Annotated in this window: 19 protein-coding genes and 2 tRNA genes; 17 read left to right on the top strand and 4 right to left on the bottom strand. The window is 47.8% G+C overall.

Annotation, left to right across the window (positions count from 1 at the left end; translation table 11 throughout):
• A partial coding sequence (locus TES5_RS07790; RefSeq protein WP_232309325.1) for a hypothetical protein occupies positions 1–630 on the top strand: 630 nt, incomplete at its 5' end.
• Between the two features lie 218 nt (positions 631–848).
• Positions 849–1,466 carry a hypothetical protein gene (locus TES5_RS07785; RefSeq protein WP_143148221.1) on the top strand — a complete coding sequence of 206 codons (618 nt, stop codon included), beginning with the start codon at positions 849–851 and terminating at the stop codon, positions 1,464–1,466.
• A 14-nt stretch (positions 1,467–1,480) separates the two neighbouring features.
• Here the strand turns inward: TES5_RS07785 and TES5_RS07780 are convergent, their stop codons facing one another.
• The gene (locus TES5_RS07780) at positions 1,481–1,918 is read right to left on the bottom strand and encodes a PTS sugar transporter subunit IIB (protein ID WP_068561296.1); all 438 of its coding nucleotides are present in this window, start codon (positions 1,916–1,918) and stop codon (positions 1,481–1,483) included.
• A 132-nt stretch (positions 1,919–2,050) separates the two neighbouring features.
• Between TES5_RS07780 and TES5_RS07775 the strand changes: the two genes are divergently transcribed.
• On the top strand, positions 2,051–3,430 hold the full coding sequence (locus TES5_RS07775; RefSeq protein ID WP_068561295.1) for a DUF2254 domain-containing protein: 1,380 nt from the start codon (positions 2,051–2,053) through the stop codon (positions 3,428–3,430).
• A 78-nt stretch (positions 3,431–3,508) separates the two neighbouring features.
• Here the strand turns inward: TES5_RS07775 and TES5_RS07770 are convergent, their stop codons facing one another.
• On the bottom strand, positions 3,509–4,729 hold the full coding sequence (locus TES5_RS07770) for an MFS transporter (RefSeq protein ID WP_068561294.1): 1,221 nt from the start codon (positions 4,727–4,729) through the stop codon (positions 3,509–3,511).
• Between the two features lie 350 nt (positions 4,730–5,079).
• Here TES5_RS07770 and TES5_RS07765 point away from each other — a divergent pair, with 350 nt between their 5' ends.
• Positions 5,080–5,742 carry a TVP38/TMEM64 family protein gene (locus TES5_RS07765; RefSeq protein WP_232309323.1) on the top strand — a complete coding sequence of 221 codons (663 nt, stop codon included), beginning with the start codon at positions 5,080–5,082 and terminating at the stop codon, positions 5,740–5,742.
• Between the two features lie 48 nt (positions 5,743–5,790).
• On the opposite strand, the gene TES5_RS07760 is transcribed toward TES5_RS07765, so the two are convergent.
• Entirely contained in the window at positions 5,791–6,378 is a 588-nt protein-coding gene (locus TES5_RS07760) for an ECF transporter S component (RefSeq protein WP_068561293.1), read from the bottom strand.
• A gap of 177 nt (positions 6,379–6,555) precedes the next feature.
• On the opposite strand from TES5_RS07760, the gene yidD reads away from it, so the two are divergent.
• The 8 genes from yidD to TES5_RS07720 all read left to right on the top strand — a co-directional run bounded on the left by yidD (position 6,556) and on the right by TES5_RS07720 (position 11,301).
• Entirely contained in the window at positions 6,556–6,840 is a 285-nt protein-coding gene (yidD, locus tag TES5_RS07755; protein WP_068561292.1) for a membrane protein insertion efficiency factor YidD, read from the top strand.
• Positions 6,841–6,885: 45 nt separating this feature from the next.
• Entirely contained in the window at positions 6,886–7,167 is a 282-nt protein-coding gene (locus TES5_RS07750; RefSeq protein WP_068561291.1) for a phasin family protein, read from the top strand.
• A 30-nt stretch (positions 7,168–7,197) separates the two neighbouring features.
• Positions 7,198–8,781 (top strand): ABC1 kinase family protein, encoded by a 1,584-nt coding sequence (locus tag TES5_RS07745; protein ID WP_068561290.1) that lies wholly within the window; start codon positions 7,198–7,200, stop codon positions 8,779–8,781.
• A 127-nt stretch (positions 8,782–8,908) separates the two neighbouring features.
• Positions 8,909–8,992, top strand: a tRNA-Tyr gene (locus tag TES5_RS07740).
• A 1-nt stretch (position 8,993) separates the two neighbouring features.
• Positions 8,994–9,065, top strand: a tRNA-Gln gene (locus tag TES5_RS07735).
• Between the two features lie 136 nt (positions 9,066–9,201).
• Entirely contained in the window at positions 9,202–10,563 is a 1,362-nt protein-coding gene (locus TES5_RS07730) for a metallophosphoesterase (protein WP_068561289.1), read from the top strand.
• Positions 10,564–10,580: 17 nt separating this feature from the next.
• Positions 10,581–10,937 (top strand): type 2 periplasmic-binding domain-containing protein, encoded by a 357-nt coding sequence (locus tag TES5_RS07725; RefSeq protein ID WP_068561288.1) that lies wholly within the window; start codon positions 10,581–10,583, stop codon positions 10,935–10,937.
• A gap of 163 nt (positions 10,938–11,100) precedes the next feature.
• Positions 11,101–11,301 (top strand): hypothetical protein, encoded by a 201-nt coding sequence (locus tag TES5_RS07720; protein WP_068561287.1) that lies wholly within the window; start codon positions 11,101–11,103, stop codon positions 11,299–11,301.
• A gap of 69 nt (positions 11,302–11,370) precedes the next feature.
• Here TES5_RS07720 and TES5_RS07715 read toward each other — a convergent pair whose 3' ends face one another.
• The gene (locus TES5_RS07715; protein ID WP_068561286.1) at positions 11,371–11,793 is read right to left on the bottom strand and encodes a cupin domain-containing protein; all 423 of its coding nucleotides are present in this window, start codon (positions 11,791–11,793) and stop codon (positions 11,371–11,373) included.
• A gap of 221 nt (positions 11,794–12,014) precedes the next feature.
• Between TES5_RS07715 and cdaA the strand changes: the two genes are divergently transcribed.
• The 5 genes from cdaA (at position 12,015) to TES5_RS07690 (ending at position 19,332) form a co-directional block, all read left to right on the top strand.
• Positions 12,015–12,857 carry a diadenylate cyclase CdaA gene (gene cdaA / locus TES5_RS07710; RefSeq protein ID WP_068561285.1) on the top strand — a complete coding sequence of 281 codons (843 nt, stop codon included), beginning with the start codon at positions 12,015–12,017 and terminating at the stop codon, positions 12,855–12,857.
• Positions 12,854–13,957 carry a CdaR family protein gene (locus tag TES5_RS07705; protein WP_068561284.1) on the top strand — a complete coding sequence of 368 codons (1,104 nt, stop codon included), beginning with the start codon at positions 12,854–12,856 and terminating at the stop codon, positions 13,955–13,957. The genes cdaA and TES5_RS07705 overlap by 4 nt, the downstream gene beginning before the upstream one ends.
• 64 nt (positions 13,958–14,021) lie before the next feature.
• Positions 14,022–15,374, top strand: a complete 1,353-nt coding sequence (gene glmM, locus TES5_RS07700; protein ID WP_068561283.1) for a phosphoglucosamine mutase — start codon at positions 14,022–14,024, stop codon at positions 15,372–15,374.
• Between the two features lie 249 nt (positions 15,375–15,623).
• A complete protein-coding gene (locus tag TES5_RS07695) occupies positions 15,624–17,315 on the top strand; it encodes a PTS transporter subunit EIIC (RefSeq protein ID WP_068561282.1) in 1,692 nt (563 codons plus the stop codon).
• Positions 17,299–19,332, top strand: a complete 2,034-nt coding sequence (locus TES5_RS07690; protein ID WP_068561281.1) for a BglG family transcription antiterminator — start codon at positions 17,299–17,301, stop codon at positions 19,330–19,332. Before TES5_RS07695 ends, TES5_RS07690 begins: the two co-directional genes overlap by 17 nt.
• The last annotated feature ends 12 nt before the right edge of the window (positions 19,333–19,344 follow it).

Genomic DNA, 19,344 nt, shown 5'->3' with positions numbered 1-19,344 from the left:
ACCGTCAAGCAGGGTGTCAAGTTGACTTGGGTACGGAGCAAGAACTACATGAAAATAATGTTTCGCTTGAAGGACCTCTACCGTCGTCGGGCGGTGGCATTAAAAGAAGCCCACAACAAAACCGCCAATGCCATCCTGGCACTGGGTAATCAGGTTTATGTGGAGGCCATGGATTTCCGCGCATTGATGAAGCGGGCCAAAGAGACCACTGTCAATAAGGACGGGCGATTCAATCGCAAGGGGCGCTATGGCAAGTCCATCGGTTATCATGCGCCGGCCATGTTGGTCGGCATCGTGAAGCAAAAAGCATCCCAAGAAGGGGGTGCGCTGTACGAGGTGGATACCTTTAAATTTCGTGCCAGCCAATATAACCACATAAATGATACGTATATCAAAAAGACACGTGATGAACGTACGACCTTTGTTGCCGGGCAGCTTGTCCAACGGGATCTGTACAGTGCATTCCTCCTGAAAAACAGCCAACCGACACGTAACGAGACTGACCGCACAAAATGTAGCGCGACGTTTGCTACCTTCATGGCGCACCACGACACCTGCATCCAGACGCTCTGCCAATCAACCGGACACCAGTCCTGCAATTTCGGACTGCGAGATTTTCAATTAGCTTAACAAATGGATAGAGCAACCAAAAGGTTCAGCTGTGAGCCTTCAACGCGAATGGTGCCATCGGGCGCCTTGTTGAGAAAGTCTAAGGGCTTTTGGGAATAGAACGGAAATAGAAAAACGACATCTCCACTTTTTTGGAAATATCGCCAGTACGGTCCGTGACGTCCCAACAGCCCTTGGAACCCCCTGGATTTATCCATGGGGAGCAGTCAGTGGTTAACATGGACAAGAAAAAAATCATGGAACCGGCCCGACTGACTTGGGCAGGGGATAGCACGATTACAGGGATAGCTGCAACGCATCCGCAGTTGGGCAATCCTTTTCAATATGTGGTGTTCCAATTGTTGATGGACGAATGGAAAGGCGACAGGATCACTTTGGTTGTAGATTCCAAAGAAGTGAGAGATTACTTGTTGAAGGAAGAGGAGTATGCGTTCTATGCAGGATACAAGAAAAAATTATTGCGCCGGAGCCGGAAAGAAGCGGGGATAGATGTTGTCTCGATTGATCCATCCGAAGTTATCCGCTGGAAGAAACAGTGGGGGGAGTTCATCAACCAATACGTGCTGATCAATTATGACTCGCACCTATTCATGACTATTGATCGTCGGTTGTTCAAGCGCACGAAAAATTTGATGCCCTATTTTGTTCTGGCGCAAGCGGAAGAGCAAGCCGAGAGTAACGGCAGTTGGGCCGGGAACAGGATCGGGATTGAGCCGATCGATACGGATACGTTTGACAATGATGTCTATTTTGAAATGTTCCGGATGATAGGGGACAAATCAGCTTGCCAACTGGGTGTCGAAGATTTTCATCGGCGCCATGGCGGGATGAACTAGAAAATACAAAGCCACTATAATGAAGTGGCTTTTTTCGCTTCTTTTTGGAGTACTTTGCTGCGCCGGTAGGCCACGGATCGCGTCACACGCATGATGTTTTCTTCACCCGGGAAATGGACAGGGTTGATTGGGCTCTGGCTGTACATTTCGAGTACATCCAGGACATCGGTCGACAATTCACGGATATCGATCAGTCCATACATGCGCGGCGGCAGGATGTAGATGGGTTTATCTGGACTGGCGTTTTTGACCATCCTTTTGACGTCGTAAGTCAGGTGCGGGCAACAGACGACGATATCGAATCGGTCCATTTTTTCTTGGGCGATCATGAACGGAGAGAATTCGATTTCAAATTGGTCTTCCAACTGGTATTGCTGGATGTCTTTTTTAACTTTTGCTGCCAGCGCGCTGGATGAAAATCCGCCGCCGCAGCATAACAGGATATGGACCATATGACTTCCTCCATTTTTTTTGATAGGTCCATCATATCATTCAATGGAAGCGCTTGAAATGTTTATGTGCTTTTTGCGGAAGGATATCCTTCTTTGCATACCATATTTTTTTCAATGGAAGGGGCATATGGTATGATGAAAGAAATAAAACAAGCAGGATTTTTACTGAAAGGGGTGAGGGATGTGCTGCAGGCATTCCGATTAACTTTTGAAGAAAAGCGCATGTGGATGACTTTGGGCGGCAGTGTTCTCTTTGCGTTCGTGCTGGCCATCGCGGTCATTCTGCTCGATACGCGATTGGTCACGGCGCTTGATTATTTTCCGGCTTTTTTGCTGACGAGCGTCAACTTGGCCAAATCGATACTGAGCCTATTGGCGGGGTCGCTTTTCTCGGTGGCCACCTTTACGTTTGCTACGATGCTGTCCGTCATTTCCTTCTACTCCTCCAACTTCAGCCCGCGTACAGTCGAAAATTTTCTTTTGCACAAGACCTCTATGCAGACGTTGGGCATTTTTCTGGGGGGATTCATTTACTGTCTCTCGTCCTTGTTCTTTATGCGCAGTTCGGAAAATGAACAACTGGTCATTTCCGCGACGGTCGCCCTCGTCTATGCCCTCGCCTGTGTCGTCTACTTCATAAAGTTCGTCTATAATGTCGCAACGTCCGTGCAGTTGGAAAAACTGGTGATTAAAATTTACCAAGAGGCGGATACGATAGTCGATGAGACGATCGCGTACTTTCAGGAGAAACCGGTATTTGACCATCTTCCCCAATTAGAGACTTTGCATCAGTACACGGTCCATGCTGATAGGAATGGTTATGTGGAATATATCAACTTCGATCGTTTGGTGGAGCTGAGTACAGAATTTGAGGGGATTACGGTATTGCGCTTCAGGATTGGGGAATTTCTTTCCGGCAATGAACCGTTGGCCATTTTTTACACGAACCGGAAATTGGAGGATGAGCCGCGGCTGCAGGAAGTGCTGAACCGTAGCTTGACTTACGAAACGGAACCCTCCACGATGTTCGATCCGAATTTTGCCCGTAAAAAATTGATTGAGATTGCGCTGCGGGCAGTTTCGCCGGGAATCAACGATCCGAACACGGCGATTCACATCCTGCATTACAAGGCCTTGTTGGATGCCAAGTTTGCCCGTCTGCCTGGAAGATTCGTTTTGATGGGAGAGGAAAAGAAGGACTTCGACGAGGAAGCATTACGTTACAGCGGCTGCGTATTTTATGACTTCAATAATTTCTCCAAAGACCTATATGAAAGCTATGGGCAGCTGATCCACTACATGAAGACGGATATTTCCGGAGTAGTGGCCCTGTTTGATTCGTTGCTGACTGTCGCTTATGCGGCTCATCCGAAGAAATTGAGCTATATAAAGGATTACAGCAATTATTTGTCCAATCTGACGAGTCCTAACTTCACGGAAAGATTGGACCGGCAAAATATCGAGGAGAGGCAGCAGCGCATTCTGGGAATCGTCTGCGACGAAGAAAAATAAAGAAGAGAAATTCGAGCTCGCTCGAGTTCCTCTTCTTTATGCTGTACGGTACCACTGAATGCATGGAAGGTGGCTAATTCATATGTCTTTATTGTTGCGCCCATAAAGACTGCTGACGGTGAGCGACGTTCCGATCAAGCCTAAAATGATGATGTAACCGGCAATGAACCCAGCCGAGATGTATCCGCTGAGCGTCAATGCAAAAGCCGCCAACAGGTCAGCACCTTGGTAAGATAGGGAGCTGAAGGCCAAATAGGAAGCTTGCTTATCTTCCGGCACGAGATCGACTTTGCGGGCATTGATGTTCGGGGCGGAAGCCAGTTCGCCGATGGTCGCCAAAATCATCAACTGAATCAGAACGTAGATGTTGTTCATGACAGCAATCAATCCATAGCTGACGACATAGATCACAAGACCGTAAAGAATGGTCGCCTTTTCGGATCGCTTATCAGTGAAGCGCGATACCAAGAAAGTGAAGCCAACAACAAGCAATGTGTTGAGGACCTGCAGCAGACTGAGCATCCGGACGCCGTCGATCGGAACCGTGAAGAGTGTCAGCGTTTCGAACTCTTTTGAAAGCCGGACAGCGGTGTAGGTCTTCAGCGAGAACTCGGCCGTATTGAACAACGCCATACCCAGAATCAAAAAGAGCCATCGTGTATCTTTCGCGGCGATCCGGTAGTTCGATAATAGATCTTTTAGCCTGTTACTATGGCGTTTCTTCGTGGTGGCGTTCGTGTAGTCCAACTGACTCCGAAACAATAAGGCCATTGCCAATTGCGCTATCCCGGCCACCAGGAAGAGCTGGAAAAGGTAGTGCTGAAACAGGAAGCCGCCAAGTGAAAAACCCAGAGCCATCGACAAATTGAAGGTCCAATATTGCCATTGGTAGGCTTGTTTCCTATTTTCGATGGTAGTGCAGTCCATCAGTACGGCATCGTATGCCGGCGAATACAGATTGAAGGAAATGCCGCAGACAAGGTAACCGAGAATCAACCAACCATCTGCCGAAAGCAGGCCTGAAAATCTGAAGGCGATCAATAATAGGGATCCTCCGTACAGGCTCTGGAAAATATACAGGATTTTTTTTCTTTGGAAATTATCGGCAAGATAACCGCCGATGATGCCGGCCAAGAAGCATACGACCACATTTGTCATGACGAGCAAGCCAGTCAGTTGTTGATTGAAGACGCCGGCCAGATAGATGACCAGAAAAGGAATCGTGCAGGAATAGATCAAACTGTTTATGAAAGAACTGGCCAAAGTCGATCGGATGTTCTTTGAAAATGTAGTTGCCATAAATCACCTATCTTATTAAAGTTTCTATACACTGAAAGTATCACAGCTGCCGGTATTTTTCCAGCCGGAGGCGCCTTTTAGCGCAAGATGTCCTTATTTTTAACGCTTATAAAATCTTAACTTTCTTTTTATGGACAAAATACCGGTAAGTGTTTATAATCGGTTAAGAAAATCCGACTTTTGTCCGAGGCATACATCGGGCGTTTGCGTTATAGTGGAGACACACAAAAAGGGAAGCGCTATCAAATTTTGAGCTTCACTGAACCGATAAGGTAAATTCACAGAAAGTTTATTTTCGTCAGGTATAATCGGAAATAGGAGCAGCGAAAAAAAGAATAAGAGGTGAAGAAGTGGAATTGGAGAACACCACCCATCAAGGGATTACATTGAACCGCAAAATCGTCCAGTTTTTGACGGTAGTGGGGACAGTCGCGACACTCATCTTAGGCATTTGGATCTATCGGACAGGCTTCTTTGAAGCTGAAGGCAGTTTTAAAGCGTTGTTGGATGGAATGGGTATCTATGCTCCTCTCACTTTCTTGCTGATCCAAATTATCCAGGTTGTCTACCCCATCATTCCGGGCGGAGTGACGGTCGTAGTAGCGCCGCTCGTGTTCGGTCCGCTTTGGGGGTTCATATACAGCTTTATTGGTGTGCTGATCGGTTCGAGCATCAATTTCATCCTCGCCCGCAAATACGGGAAGACATTCGTCAGAGCATTCGTTTCGGAAGAAACATACAGAAAATACTATGGCTGGCTGACGAAAGGCAAACGTTTCGAATGGCTGATGGCTTCAGCTTTTGCTCTCCCCGGCTTCCCGGATGATTTCCTTTGCATGGTCGCCGGTCTGACGGAAATGTCAATGAAACGTTTCATGGCCATCTTCCTCCTGTTCAAACCGATCACCCTGTACTTCTACGGCATCGGCGGGGCATCGATTGTGACATGGGTGTTCCTGAATATGCCGACATTCATCAAAGGGTGGCTAGCCATCCAACCCGTGTTGCAGTGAAATCCAAAATAAAAACGATGAGCCTCGGAGGCTCATCGTTTTTTATGCTTATTTTCTTCTGACTTTCATCAATGCCTTGGCGATGAATGGAGCGATCAGACCGGCGGCGACGGCTTCGCCGAGTCCGTTGGTTGCGACGATGCCGGCCAATACCTTCAACAGGTTGGAGGGATCGACATTCAGTGCTGTGGCGTATTCATTGCCATAGAAAAGGGCGATGAATCCCAGGACAAGCACGGTATTGGTCAAAGATCCCAAAACGGCAGCGGTGACCATCCCGACTTTCTCCTGTTTGCGTTTCAGGAAAGCATGGAAAACAAGTCCTGCGACAAGCCCTACCATGACACGCGGAACGACCGCGATGATCGGATTGGTCCAGAGCAGCAGATCCAACGGGGAAGCGGGCAGTGTGTAAGCTTTGACCATGCGCGCCAGGCCCCAGACAAGCCCAACAAGCATGCCATCCTTCGTGCTCAGGACGAAAGCGGCCACGATGACGGTGATGTGGATGATGGTCGGATTCAGTGGCGGAATCGGGATATTGCCCAAGAAGGGAACGAACGTCTGGATGATGATGAACGCGGACAGAATGCCGAGAATGGCGATGCGGTACGTTTTATTTTTTTGTGTATTCATGAAGGCTCAACCTCTTTTGTGTTTGCATTTCGGCAAGCGCCGATATATAGGTATTCTACCAAATTGTTCCAAAAAAAAATAGCGGCAGCAGAAGTCCTTTTTATTATGATGCGCAATTATTTTATTTTAGGGAGAAAAAGGGTAAAATAGCAGTATAGAGCCAGAAAGGAAGCCGCCATGAAAAAATTTTTTATAGGTTTGATACGTGGTTACCAGAGATTTATATCGCCACTGTTTCCGCCGAGTTGCCGGTACTATCCGACCTGCTCGAATTATTCGGTCCAAGCCATCCAAAAACATGGCGCAATCAAGGGCAGTATAATGGGCATCTCACGCATTCTCAGATGTCATCCTTTTGTCAAAGGCGGCTACGATCCGGTGCCGGAAAAATTCAGCATCCGCCGCAACAACAAAGAAGACGAACACAATCATTCGGAGCATGAACATTCCCATGAGCACTAAGATTTTTCGGATTTTCCCATTCCAACAATCAAAGGAGCGAGTAAAATGGATGAATTAAAGAAGATTTTCTTAGCAGGTGTCGGCATGACCTCCACTTCGATCGAGAAGGCTGAAAAGCTGATCAATGAGATGGTCGAAAAAGGGCGCGTTACGGTCCAGGAAGGCAAAGAACTGCAGACGGAGTTGACCCGGAAAGCATCCGGCATCGTGCCGGCGACGAAAGCGGAACTCGATAATCTGCCGTTCGCCAAAAAAGAGGATGTGGAAGCGTTGGAAGCTAAGATGGACGCAATCAACGCCAAATTGGATCAATTGTTGAGCAAATAAGGAATCGTAAAAGTTGAAGGAGGGGGCAGGATGGCAAGAGATGAGCGTTTACATGAAATAGTCCGAATCCTGTCCTCTTACGGGCTGCAATTCCTTTACCACAACCAGGTAAAGCCGAGCCGAAAAGATCAAGATCCTGAGAACCTTCGCCTTGCTTTCGAGAAACTGGGGCCGAGCTTCATCAAAATCGGCCAAATCCTTTCCACCCGTATCGATATTCTTCCGCAGGCCTTTGTAGAAGAGCTGGCGCATCTGCAGGACAAAGCGCCGGAGTTTCCGTTTGCGGAAGTCGAACGCATCTTTATGGAAGAAACCAAACTGTCATTAGGCGAAGCCTTCCTGTCCATCGATGAAAAACCGCTCGCCAGTGCGTCGATAGCCCAGGTCCATCGGGCGGTTCTGCGCACAGGGGAAGAAGTGGTTGTGAAAGTGCAGCGCCCGATCATCGATGATCTGTTGATCCGCGACTTGGATATCCTGATACGGCTCAGCGGAAAGATCCCGAAGGAACTGGTTGAGGTAGTCGATCCGAAAGAAGCTTTGGAGCAGGTGAAAGCGAACACCTTGATCGAACTGGATTTCCGCAACGAAGCCCAGCTTCTGCAGCGCTTTAGGGACCTCAATGCCAACATCGCCTGCATCGGCGTTCCGAAGATCTATTCCGGGCTTACGACGCGCAGAGTATTGGTGGAAGAGTACATCGAAGGCACCAAAATCACCAATCGGGAACAGTTGGACTTGTTGGGCTATGATTTGGATGATATCAGCCGCAAATTGATGCTGGCCTATCTGAAACAAGTTTTCCACGACGGCTTTTTCCACGGAGATCCCCATCCAGGAAACCTGATTATCAAAGAAGGCAAAATCTATTTCATCGATTTCGGCATTATGGGAGATCTGTCGGAGAGCACAAAACAATCGCTGAATGATATTCTCCAGGGCTTGGCCTCGAAAGATCTGGATCGGATGGTGAAAGTCTGTCTGGAATTGGGGACGCCGAAAGGACGGGTTGATAAACGCAATCTGTACGCCGACGTCGAGATGCTGTTTGATATGTACCTTTCGAACAATATGCTGAACGTGAACCTTGGGACGTTCATCACCGATTTCATCAGAATGTTCAAACGGCATAACATCGCCATTCCGAGCGAGCTGACGATCCTCGCGAAGTCTTTGTCGATACTGGAAGGTGTTTTTCTGGAAATTTCTCCTGAACTGAACCTGATTTCGATCGCGAAGGACTATCTGAAGGAAAGTTTTACGCTGACGACGCTGATGCAGAAATTTTCTGCGGAAAAGTTGGCTTTGCGGGGCTATGCCTTCATCAAGGACAGCAGCGAGATCCCAAGCAGTCTGCTGGCTCTGCTGAAGCAAACGGCAAGCGGCAGGACCATGTTGCGCATCGATGTCGATCAGCTGGACGATAAGTGGAAGGACGTCAAAAAGATGTCCAACCGCGTCGTCATCTCCTTGATTGTTGCCGGATTGCTGCTGTCATCCGCCATCATGTCCGGTACGCCAGGAGGGCAATTTCTAGGACAAGCGGGCTTTGTGATCGCAGGTCTGTTCAGCATCTGGTTGCTGATTTCCATTTTCCGTTCGGGGAACCTGTAAGCTTAAGGGCTTATGCTTTTAAGGAGTTGCGACTGCATTAAAATATCTTAAAAATTGAAAAGAACCTCTTGAAAATCGATTGCCGCTGTTATATCATATATTGGTCAGCTTTTTCAGGAAAGCTAACGGAGGGATAGCGAAGTGGCTAAACGCGGCGGACTGTAAATCCGCTCCTTCGGGTTCGGCAGTTCGAATCTGCCTCCCTCCACCATTGGGCTATCGCCAAGTGGTAAGGCAACAGACTTTGACTCTGTCATTCGTTGGTTCGAATCCAGCTAGCCCAGTCATAAAAATGAAGAAGCGTTCCGGAATCATACCGATGATTTCCGGAACGTTTCTTTTTTATTAGGGAACAACTCGACAAGCGGCAAGCAGAACAACTATAATGAGTCCAAATGATCCACAAGGGGACAGAAATTTATGAAAAGAATATTCAGGGCACTGACTGTATTGCTGACGGGTCTTTTTCTCTTTGGTTTGAACAATCAAAAAGATGAGGAACGCACGGTGCAGTCGATCGCACCTTTAGTTGGGAAAGACGAAAATTTAAAGATTTGGATGGTGACGGATATCCACTACCTCTCTCCGGATCTGTTCGATGACGGCGAAGCATTTGCTCGAATGAAGGCAACTTCTGCCGGTAAAGACTTGGAGCACGTCCCGGATATGATGGAGGCGCTTGTGTGGGAAGCAGCGAAAGAACAGCCGGATCTGTTGATCGTCAGTGGTGATTTGACCTTCAACGGTGAATACCAAAGCCTGGTGGAGCTTGCTGCATTTTTTGAAAGAATCGAAAAAAATGGGACGCAGGTCAGTGTGATACCCGGAAACCACGATATCCACAGCGGCTGGGCCCGGAAATTCAAAGGCGAAGAAATGGCTGTCGTTGAGCAAGCAACACCAGAGGACTTCCAACAAATTTATGCGGACTATGGCTATGATCTCGCCATCAGCAAAGACCCGGAGTCCTTGAGCTATGTGATGGAGCCGAAAGCCGGATTTCCTTTTTTGATGATCGACACCAATATATACAGCGAAACGAAGAGCACAAAAGCCCCGAAAACGGAGGGAAGAATCAAGGAAGAGACATACGCCTGGTTGGATGAATATTTTGCGCTGCAGGAAGAGCACCTGCAGACGATCCAGTTGGTCGGGCATCATCCGCTGCTGAACCATACCGGCAGATTAGGCGGAGGGTTTATTTTGGAAAATGCGGAAGATGCAACCGACTATTTTGCCGGAAAAGGCGTCCAAACGAGCTTTGCGGGGCACATCCATGCACAAGATATTTCCGAGGCGACGGATCGGGAGGCTCCTTTCTATGAAGTCGTAACCGGTGCACTTTCGATATTCCCCAACGCGATCGGAGAAATTACATTAACAAATGAAGAATTAGCTTATCAGCGCAAAACCTTGGACATTGAAGGTTGGGCGGAAGCTACAGGGGTTGAAGCGCCTGAATTGCTTGCCTACAAGCAGACTTCCCATGACTTGTTCAAGCGCGATGGCGAGAATCTGGCTTTGCAGATGATGTTCGAAGAACAGTGGCATGAAGAAATCTATGAAGAAGCTGTCATGGATTATGTCGGAAAGATGAATGTCCGCTTTTTTTCCGGGGAGGATTACGTCGAGGATGAGCGTTCTCTGGGAGAATGGACCAGCCATGCCGGCTATCAAATCATTCAACAAAACAGTGATAATTTTCTTAAGAAATACACGAACCAATTGCTGCAGGATAAAAATCTGGATGATCGGCACATTGTGATTCCACAGCGGCAATAAGGAAGAGGTTGGGCGGGTTGCCTAGCCTCTTTCTTATTGCCGGTTTTTTTGCCGAAACAGGTTTAGGCATCGAAATCCGTCAATACGATACGCGTGAAGGCCCGCAAGAAGACACACTGAAAGGCCAAGTCGCTGGATATGCCCAAGATAAGGCAGTGTTGGCTGCAACAATCAAAAAAGATGATCTGGAATTGCGCGTTTTACCAGAAAATATTGCGATCGGCGAAGTGGCTTTGCCCTTTGCTAAAGATGAAGCAGGCGAAAAATTGCGTAAAGAGTTTGATGAAGAATTACAGAACCTGCTTGCTGACGGTACAATCAAAGCCTTGTCTGAAAAATACTATGGCGTCGATGTGACAGAAGTAACGGAATAATACGCTTCGGCAAGTCTCCTAGGTCGATCTAATCGGCTTCCCTGCTTTTGAGATAAAAGTTCATAATTTGGAAAAATGTTTCATCAGAAAAACGTGATATGATGGATGAAGTGGTTGTTCCAAAATAATAGACAATTATCGAAGAGAAAGCAGGGGAAATACAATGGCTAAATGCACAGATTGCAACGTTGATTTGATTGAAGGCTTAGGTTTGTATTCGCAAGGGGTTTATCTTGTCGAGTTGGCGAAGGAAAAAACATTGAACGGACATACAAAAGCGGCTTTGGAAGCAGCAGCATGCCCACAATGCGGCAAAGTATCGTTCTACTTGCCAGAAGAACAATTGGCGAAACTGGTCGACTGATTGTTATCATCACGAAAAAAACGAGCCCGGGATTAATTTCTCCTGGGCTCGTTTTGCTTGATTTCGTATTTAATGTTCGTTTGGATCGTTTTTTGCATCTTCATGGGTCGGGTGGACGGTTCCGGGCACGTGGTCAGGGCCTGCATAGATCGTATATAGCTTGAGTGGCTTATCGCCTGTGTTGGTGATGTTGTGCCATTTGTCGGCAGGCACAAAGACAGCGTCATCGTCGGAAACTTTTTGTTCGAAATACAGATCATCCTCTGAGTCGCCCATCACGCAAAGGCCATCTCCTTCTTCAATGCGGATGAATTGGTCTATGCCATGGTGAACTTCCAATCCGATATCATCGTTCGGTTGGATCGTCATCACGGTCACCTGTAATTTTTCACCGGTCCAGATTGTTGTGCGGTAATTCTCGTTCTGCAGGGTTGCGTCTTCGATGTTCACTACGTAAGGTTTCTTGCCATGATCTTTAAAATCGATACTCATTTGAATTCCTCCTAATTTAAATTAATTATTTCATTGTAATCATTATAAACTAAGTATAGCAAAATGAGCCGCATTTGCAAACGATATGCTTCATGCGTGATCGATCGCCCATCTGCTTCCATTGTAACGCTCCTGAAGCGCTTTCTCAAGGAAACAATGCCGTTCGGTCAGATTATTTGTGATATAATTGACGATATAACTTTGAACGTGGAGGTGCGCATGTGTCAATCGATTGGGGAGAAGTGATCACCTGGAGCAATGCCTTTGATATAGTGGATATCCTGTTGGTATGGTATCTGGTCTACAAGTTGATCATGATTTTAAAAGGTACGCGTTCCATTCAATTGCTGAAAGGGATCGGAATCATCGTGCTGATCAAACTGGCTGCAGTCACGCTTCAGTTGCAGACCATAGATTGGATTATGAACCGCGTCATCCAATGGGGTGTCGTGGCGGTCATTGTCGTATTTCAGCCGGAAATCCGAAAAGGATTGGAGCATCTGGGAAAGACAGGGTTCAGAAAGAAAGCCAAACGGTCGGTCAATAAGAGCGAACGCTTGGTAACGGAGTTGGACAAGGCTGTCCAATATATGGCAAAACGAAAAATCGGAGCATTGATATCCATCGAGCAGCAAGATCAGCTGGATGAGTACGCTGCCACGGGGATAAGGATCGGCGGAGAGGTAACCAACCAGTTGCTGATCAATATTTTTATCCCCAACACGCCTTTGCACGATGGAGCGGTCATCATCCAAGACTACAAAATCGCGACCGCAGCCAGTTATCTGCCGTTATCAGAAAGTTCCTTCATCCCGAAGGAGTTGGGAACGCGGCACCGGGCCGCAATCGGACTCTGTGAAGTCAGCGATGCCATCACCATCATCGTTTCGGAAGAGACCGGGGGCGTAAGCATTGCACATAAGACGAGCCTTTTGCGCGAAATGAACCGTGAGGATTTTGTCGCCTATCTGACTGATCAACTGGTCGTGGAAGAAGAGGAAGAAAAAACTACCAATTTCATACAAGATTTCTTTGACAATACGAAATGGGGTGGTTCTGAATGAGAAAACAGCAGGATGATAAGTTTTTGGAAAACAAATGGGTCGTCAGAGGCCTGTCTTTCTTGATTTCCTTATTGTTGTTCACCTATGTCTACTCAGAAAACTACGGCTGGTCCACGAGCACCAGCAATAGCTCCATCAGCACCAGCAAGCGGGAAACCATTTCGAATGTCCCGATCCAGGTGAATATCGATACAGACGAATATTTTATTTCAGGATTGCCGGAAACGGTGGTTTTGACATTGAATGGGCCGGAGAGCGTGCTCGTGCAGACGATTTCGGCTGCGGATTACCGCATCGTTACGGAGAATTTGGATGAATTGGGGCCAGGGACGCATACGATCCAATTGACGGCCGAGAATCTATCGAATGAAATCGATTATGCGATTACGCCATCACGAGTGAACGTCGTCATTGAAGAGCGGGTTGCCATCGAGAGCCCGGTGGAAGTCCGCTTCGATGAGTCTTTGGTAGATCCTAAATATTTGGCAGGCGTTCCGGAACTGAGTGTGGATACTGTGACGTTGACTGGTCCGGCTTCGACCATAAGCCGTGTGGATAGTGTTTATGTAACAGTCGCAGCTGAAAATGGCTTGACAAACACCGTGAATATGAATACTGTAGTACAAGTAGTGGACTCGGGTGGGAATAAGTTGAATGTTTCCGTCGATCCACAGGAAATTTCCGTCAGGATTCCGATTTCTCTATACGGGAAAGAAGTGCCGTTGGTCATCCAGCAGATCGGTGTTCCGCTTGAGGGTAAAATCTATACGATTGAAGTGGATGGGGAATCCAGTGTGACCTTGACAGGCGATAGGTCTGCGCTTGCCGATATTGATGAAGTGATTCTGCCGGTCAGTGTAACAGGTGTAGAGAGCAACACCACCCAAACACTTACGATTCCGGTTCCGAATGACACTTTGACGGCTACGCCGACCACAATCAAGGTCAATATCCGCGTGTCGGATGCTGCCGAGGCCGCAGCCGATTCGGAGGCCACCACTGATGAAGGGGAATCCTCCTCTTCCGCCGACGAAAGCAGCGCCATCGCATCTTCGGACAGTCTGGACAGCGAAGCGAGTCAATCGGATAGCAGCTCATAAAATCAAAAATCAAACAAATCCATGCAAGGAAAATAAATGAAAAATCTAAAGGAGATTACAGGTAATGGGTAAATATTTTGGAACAGACGGTGTCAGAGGCGTTGCGAACAGCGAATTGACGCCGGAATTAGCTTTCAAATTAGGCCGTTTTGGAGGATATGTCCTAAGACAGCATGCTAAAGATATCGCACATCCGCTTGTGTTGGTTGCGCGTGATACGAGGATTTCCGGTCAATTGTTGGAATACGCATTGGTTTCCGGCTTATTGTCAGTCGGCATCGAAGTATTGCAATTGGGAGTCATCCCAACACCCGGCGTCGCTTATCTGACACGCATTCAAGGTGCCGTTGCTGGAGTCATGATCTCTGCATCCCATAACCCTGCAGGCGATAACGGCATCAAATTCTTCGGAGCTGACGGTTTCAAATTGTCGGATGAACAGGAATACGAAATCGAAGCCTATTTGGATCAAGAAGGGGACGATTTGCCGAGACCTTCCGCAGACGGTTTGGGTACGGTGGATGAATATCCGGAAGGCGTACTGAAATACGCACAATACCTGCAGACGACCATCCCGGATGATCTTTCCGGCATCACAGTCTGCCTGGATGCGGCAAACGGGGCAGCATCACCGGTCGTCAATCGTTTATTCGCGGACTTGGAAACAGACTTCTATACAATGGGTGCAAATCCGGACGGCATCAACATCAACAAAGGCGTCGGTTCCACGCATCCGGATGTCCTAGGTAAATTTGTCGTTGAGAAAAAAGCGGATGTCGGCTTGGCATTCGATGGCGACGCCGACCGCTGTATCGCTGTGGATGAAGATGGGCGCATCATTGACGGCGACCGCATCATGTTCATCTGCGGTAAGTATTTGAAAGAGCGCAACAAATTGAAACAAAACACAATCGTCTCGACAGTCATGAGCAACCTGGGTTTCCATTTGGCTGTGGAAGCTGAAGGCATGACGGCTTTGAAGACGCAAGTCGGCGACCGTTATGTCGTGGAAGAGATGCGCAAAAATAGCTACAATTTGGGCGGCGAGCAGTCCGGACACGTTGTCTTCCTGGATATGAACACGACCGGGGATGGTCTTTTGACGGGTATTCAATTGTTGAACGTCATGAAACAGACCGGCAAAAAACTTTCCGAATTGGCTGATGAAGTGACGCTTTACCCGCAAGAATTGGTGAACGTACGCGTTTCCGAAAAAGACGGCGTAATGGAGATTCCGGCTGTGAAAGCTGTCATCGAAGAAGTTGAAGCCGAAATGGCAGGCAAAGGCCGCATTTTGGTTCGTCCGAGCGGAACAGAACCGTTGTTGCGCGTTATGGCTGAAGCTGAAACGGATGAAAAATGCCATGAGTACGTTATGCGCATCGTAGATGTCGTAAAAGCCGAAATCGGCATCTAAGAGATAGAGCCTGTAAATGATTTTATGGTCGTGGAACACTGCAGTTGGGGTGCTCCACGGCTTTTTTTTTTTTTGCTGTCAGTGATTCCTGAACCTCATGGGGTGACTGCATCCGTCATCTAGGATAATGATTGCAAATGTACACAACCGCATGATTATATGTATAATGAATTAGAAATATCCACGATAATGTAAGCGAAACCAACACAGGGCGGGTGTGGCCCAAAAAAAAGAAAGGGAGGTGTGATCATGAGAAGACCAAAGCGATCCTATGCGAAGGAAGCATCGTTTGATTTACTGAAAATAAGGCGGTTTGGTCATTACCTCAGCGGAATGATCATGCCGAACGTCAGCGTCTTCATTACTTGGGGAATCATTACGACGTTTATCCAGTATCTTAAGGGTCCGCTCCAACAATCCTTTATCGAAATGGATCAGCTCATGATTCAATTTCTCCTACCTGTTCTGATTGCCTATACCGGAGGTAGATTGATCGAAAAACGGGCTGGAGTCGTTGCGGCCGTTGCGGTGATCGGCATGCTCGTGGATTCTGAAGACCCACAGATATTGGGAGCCATGGTGATCGGTCCGCTGACGGGCTGGAACGTTTTTCTCTTCGATAAATATATTTTTCCGAGGGTCAAAGCAGGTTATGAAATGCTGGTCCGTAATTTTTCGGCAGGCATCATCGGCATGCTGCTTGGGTATCTGAGTTTGGTGTTCATCGGTCCGTTCATTGCGGGCGTCACGCAGCAAATCAGTTTGCTTGTGGGCTGGTTGATCCAGCGGAACCTGCTCTTGTTGACGAACATTTTCATAGAGCCGCTGAAGGTCTTGTTCTTGAACAATACGCTTAACCACGGCATTTTGACGCCATTGGGCATCGAACAGACGGAGGCTGCGGGAACGTCGCTGCTGTTTCTGATCGAAACAAATCCCGGTCCGGGCTTGGGGGTGCTATTGGCTTTCATAATGTTCAGCCGGAAAGAACTGAAGGCCAGTGCCAGTGGGGCCTTTATGATTCATCTGATCGGCGGGATCCATGAGATTTACTTCCCGTTTGTTTTGTTGAATACCAGGTTGTTTGCCGCAGTAATTTTGAGCGGGATCAGCGGCACGCTGATTTTTGAGTTGTTTCAAGTGGGCTTGAAAGCACCAGCCTCCCCTGGATCAATCGTGACGATTTTGGCGAACACACCGCAGGATATGCTGTTGGGGGTTGCATGCGGCATTGTGGTAAGCACGCTGGTGAGTTTTTTGCTGGCTGCCTTCGTAATCAGGAAAGATCAGACAAAAAAAGAAATTTCAGAAAAGGTGACGAAAGTGACGGGAATTCAGAAAATTTTATTCGCTTGCGATGCGGGAATGGGTTCAAGTGCCATGGGGGCCAGCATTATGCGACGGCAATTGAAAGAGAGCGGCGTATCGATTCCCGTGGATTACACATCCATTTACCGCGTGCAGGATGATCCGCATCTGTTGCTGATTACCCAAAGTGAGTTGAAGCATCTGGCTGAAGTCCAAGCCCCGCACGCGCAAATTGTCACAATCGGAAATTTTTTGGATCAGACAGAGTACACGAAAGTTGTCGCGCTGCTGACCGATGAACAAAAAATTGAAGTGATTCCGCAAGCGATTGGAGAAAAACTGCCGTACCAGAAAGTCGTCTTTTTGTATGCGGATGGCGTGCGTGGTTCGCAGACGATGGCCATGCAAGCATTTCGGAACTTAGCGGAAAAGCATAATGTGAGGGTCGACATCGAAAAGCAGCCATTGGAACAGCTGATTGCGGACAAAAGGAATCTGTACATCGTCACTGAAGCTTTTGCAGCTGAGAATGTCCTGCCGGAGTGTCCGCTGCTGGTCGTCGGGCATCTTATCGCTACGAATAAATACGAGAAACTATTAAGGGGAGATTTGTCAGATGTTTCTAACTCCTAGAGAGACCATCATTTTAAAAGAATTGCTGCATTCCGCCTCGCCGGTTACCGTGGAACGCTTGATGAGCCTGCTGAAAGTCAGCAAGCGTACGGTTTACCGCGAGTTGGCAAATCTCGAGCTTTCTTTGGAAGCCATCGGGGCAAAGCTGGAGAAAGAAAGCCGGGGCCGTTTCCGCTTGATTGCGGAGGATGCCGCCAAAGCAAAAATCCTTTCCATCGTGTCTGAGGATGAACCTTCTGAATTATCCGCCACGGAACGCCAACATGCCATTTTGCTGCAGCTGTTGAACAGCGACGAGCCGATCAGCATGCAGACGTTCCTGGATGAATACTTGATCAGCAACACCACGTTCTTTGCCGACATCAAACAGTTGGAGCTTCGTTTGGCGCGCTTGCCCTTGACGATCACGAGAAACCGCGGCTATGAACTTGACGGCAGCGAAAAATATCGTCGGCTCCTATTGGCCAATATTTTGGGAATAGAGATCAACGAGTACCACTTCTTCCACTTTTCGGAATTGGAGGATAAAGAAAGTTTCTTTCTGCAATTCGTCAACCAGGAGCAGCTGCTGTTTGCTCAAAAATTGGTGCGGGAAATCGTCGAGCCGCGCTTTTCCGATTTGAGTGACCGGAAACTGGAGTTTTTGATTTTGATGCTGACGATTTCCATGGATCGCGTCCCGCGAGGCTGCCAACTGGTGGAGGATTCCTATGCGGGTCAAATCAATAAGGAACTTTTGGATTTGGCGAAGCAAATTTTTGCCAAAATAGCGGCGCACATGAAGCAATTGTACGCGGTCAGCGAAGTCGTCTTCTTCGCTAATCTGTTGGGTGATTTCTTCAGTGACTTGGACAGCGATTTTTTTAACGAAAGCTTTGATCCGCGCTTGGCTTATCAAGTGAAGCAATTGATCGAAAACGTCAGCCGCGATGCCGAAGTCAATTTCTTTGAGGACAGCAATCTTTACAAAATGCTCTTGACGCATCTTTCCGCAGCGTTGAGCCGCGCCATCCTGAATCAAGGAAACCTCAATAATCCCATCCTGGAGCGGATCATGGCGCAATACTCGGAAGTTGCCGGTGCGATCCGCAAGGCCTTGCCGAAGGTGTTCCCGCAGCAGGAATTTTCCGAAGAGGAGATCGCCTATATGGTGCTGCATTTCGCCAATTACCTGGAGCGCAGCCCGAAAGTCATTGCGGTGGATATTGCCGGCATTTCCCCAAGCGGCTTGGCTTCGACGCGTATGCTGGAAATGCGTTTGCGGAAACATTTTCCTTTCATCAATGAAATCGTCTTTTTCCGGATAGCCGACCTCGGGAAACTGAATCTGGAAGAGAAGTTTGATTTGACCATCTCCACTTCACTGTTGCCGGGATACAGCGGGAAATATTTACTGGTCTCCCCGTTGCTCTTGGAGGACGAAATCAAGCAACTCAAAGAAGCGTTCCGCGCAATCGATCATACGAAGCGGCATATTCAACCCGCAGCGAAGCCGAGTCTGCCCGAAAATGATGACTATCAGGAGGTCATGACGTTCATCGATGAAATCAACCAGTTGCTGAAGCACTTTTTCGTCAAGCCGCTGGAAAACAGCTCCAGTATTGCCGAAACCGTCGCTTTGGCTGTAAACAATATTTCAACTGAAATCGTCTCGGATCCGGCAAAAGTCCGGGATAAATTGATGAACCGCTATCAGCAAGCGCCGATTGGGATACCAAATACCCATTTTGCTTTGTTCCACGCCTCCCACGCAGCTGTCCTAGAGCCTTGTTTTTGTGTCTTTGATCTGCAGACGCCACTGGAAATAGTCGGGATGGACAAAGAGATGATGACTTTAACGCGGATGCTGGTCATGCTGGCCCCCGATCCGATCGAAGAGAATGTCGCAAAGATGCTGGGGAAAATCAGTGGAGCGATCATCATGAACGATCTGGGGATGGAGATTTTCAATTCCGGCAATGAAGCGATCATCTACCAATTGTTGTCCGCCCTCTTGATCGAAGAAGTAAAGAAGTGAGGAAGTGAGGAG

Source organism: Trichococcus sp. ES5, assembly GCF_900067165.1.
In the GTDB taxonomy this organism is placed as follows: domain Bacteria; phylum Bacillota; class Bacilli; order Lactobacillales; family Aerococcaceae; genus Trichococcus; species Trichococcus flocculiformis.
Note: the sequence above shows the minus strand (reverse complement) of the source record. Positions and strands in the feature narration are given on the sequence as shown.

Excerpts from the sequence above, each read along its gene's own strand:
- TES5_RS07785 (WP_143148221.1), top strand. The coding sequence starts at position 849 with ATGGACAAGAAAAAAATCATGGAACCGGCCCGACTGACTTGGGCAGGG.
- TES5_RS07780 (WP_068561296.1), bottom strand. The coding sequence starts at position 1,918 with ATGGTCCATATCCTGTTATGCTGCGGCGGCGGATTTTCATCCAGCGCG.
- TES5_RS07775 (WP_068561295.1), top strand. The coding sequence starts at position 2,051 with ATGATGAAAGAAATAAAACAAGCAGGATTTTTACTGAAAGGGGTGAGG.
- TES5_RS07770 (WP_068561294.1), bottom strand. The coding sequence starts at position 4,729 with ATGGCAACTACATTTTCAAAGAACATCCGATCGACTTTGGCCAGTTCT.
- TES5_RS07760 (WP_068561293.1), bottom strand. The coding sequence starts at position 6,378 with ATGAATACACAAAAAAATAAAACGTACCGCATCGCCATTCTCGGCATT.
- yidD (WP_068561292.1), top strand. The coding sequence starts at position 6,556 with ATGAAAAAATTTTTTATAGGTTTGATACGTGGTTACCAGAGATTTATA.
- TES5_RS07750 (WP_068561291.1), top strand. The coding sequence starts at position 6,886 with ATGGATGAATTAAAGAAGATTTTCTTAGCAGGTGTCGGCATGACCTCC.
- TES5_RS07745 (WP_068561290.1), top strand. The coding sequence starts at position 7,198 with ATGGCAAGAGATGAGCGTTTACATGAAATAGTCCGAATCCTGTCCTCT.
- TES5_RS07730 (WP_068561289.1), top strand. The coding sequence starts at position 9,202 with ATGAAAAGAATATTCAGGGCACTGACTGTATTGCTGACGGGTCTTTTT.
- TES5_RS07720 (WP_068561287.1), top strand. The coding sequence starts at position 11,101 with ATGGCTAAATGCACAGATTGCAACGTTGATTTGATTGAAGGCTTAGGT.
- TES5_RS07715 (WP_068561286.1), bottom strand. The coding sequence starts at position 11,793 with ATGAGTATCGATTTTAAAGATCATGGCAAGAAACCTTACGTAGTGAAC.
- TES5_RS07705 (WP_068561284.1), top strand. The coding sequence starts at position 12,854 with ATGAGAAAACAGCAGGATGATAAGTTTTTGGAAAACAAATGGGTCGTC.
- glmM (WP_068561283.1), top strand. The coding sequence starts at position 14,022 with ATGGGTAAATATTTTGGAACAGACGGTGTCAGAGGCGTTGCGAACAGC.
- TES5_RS07695 (WP_068561282.1), top strand. The coding sequence starts at position 15,624 with ATGAGAAGACCAAAGCGATCCTATGCGAAGGAAGCATCGTTTGATTTA.
- TES5_RS07690 (WP_068561281.1), top strand. The coding sequence starts at position 17,299 with ATGTTTCTAACTCCTAGAGAGACCATCATTTTAAAAGAATTGCTGCAT.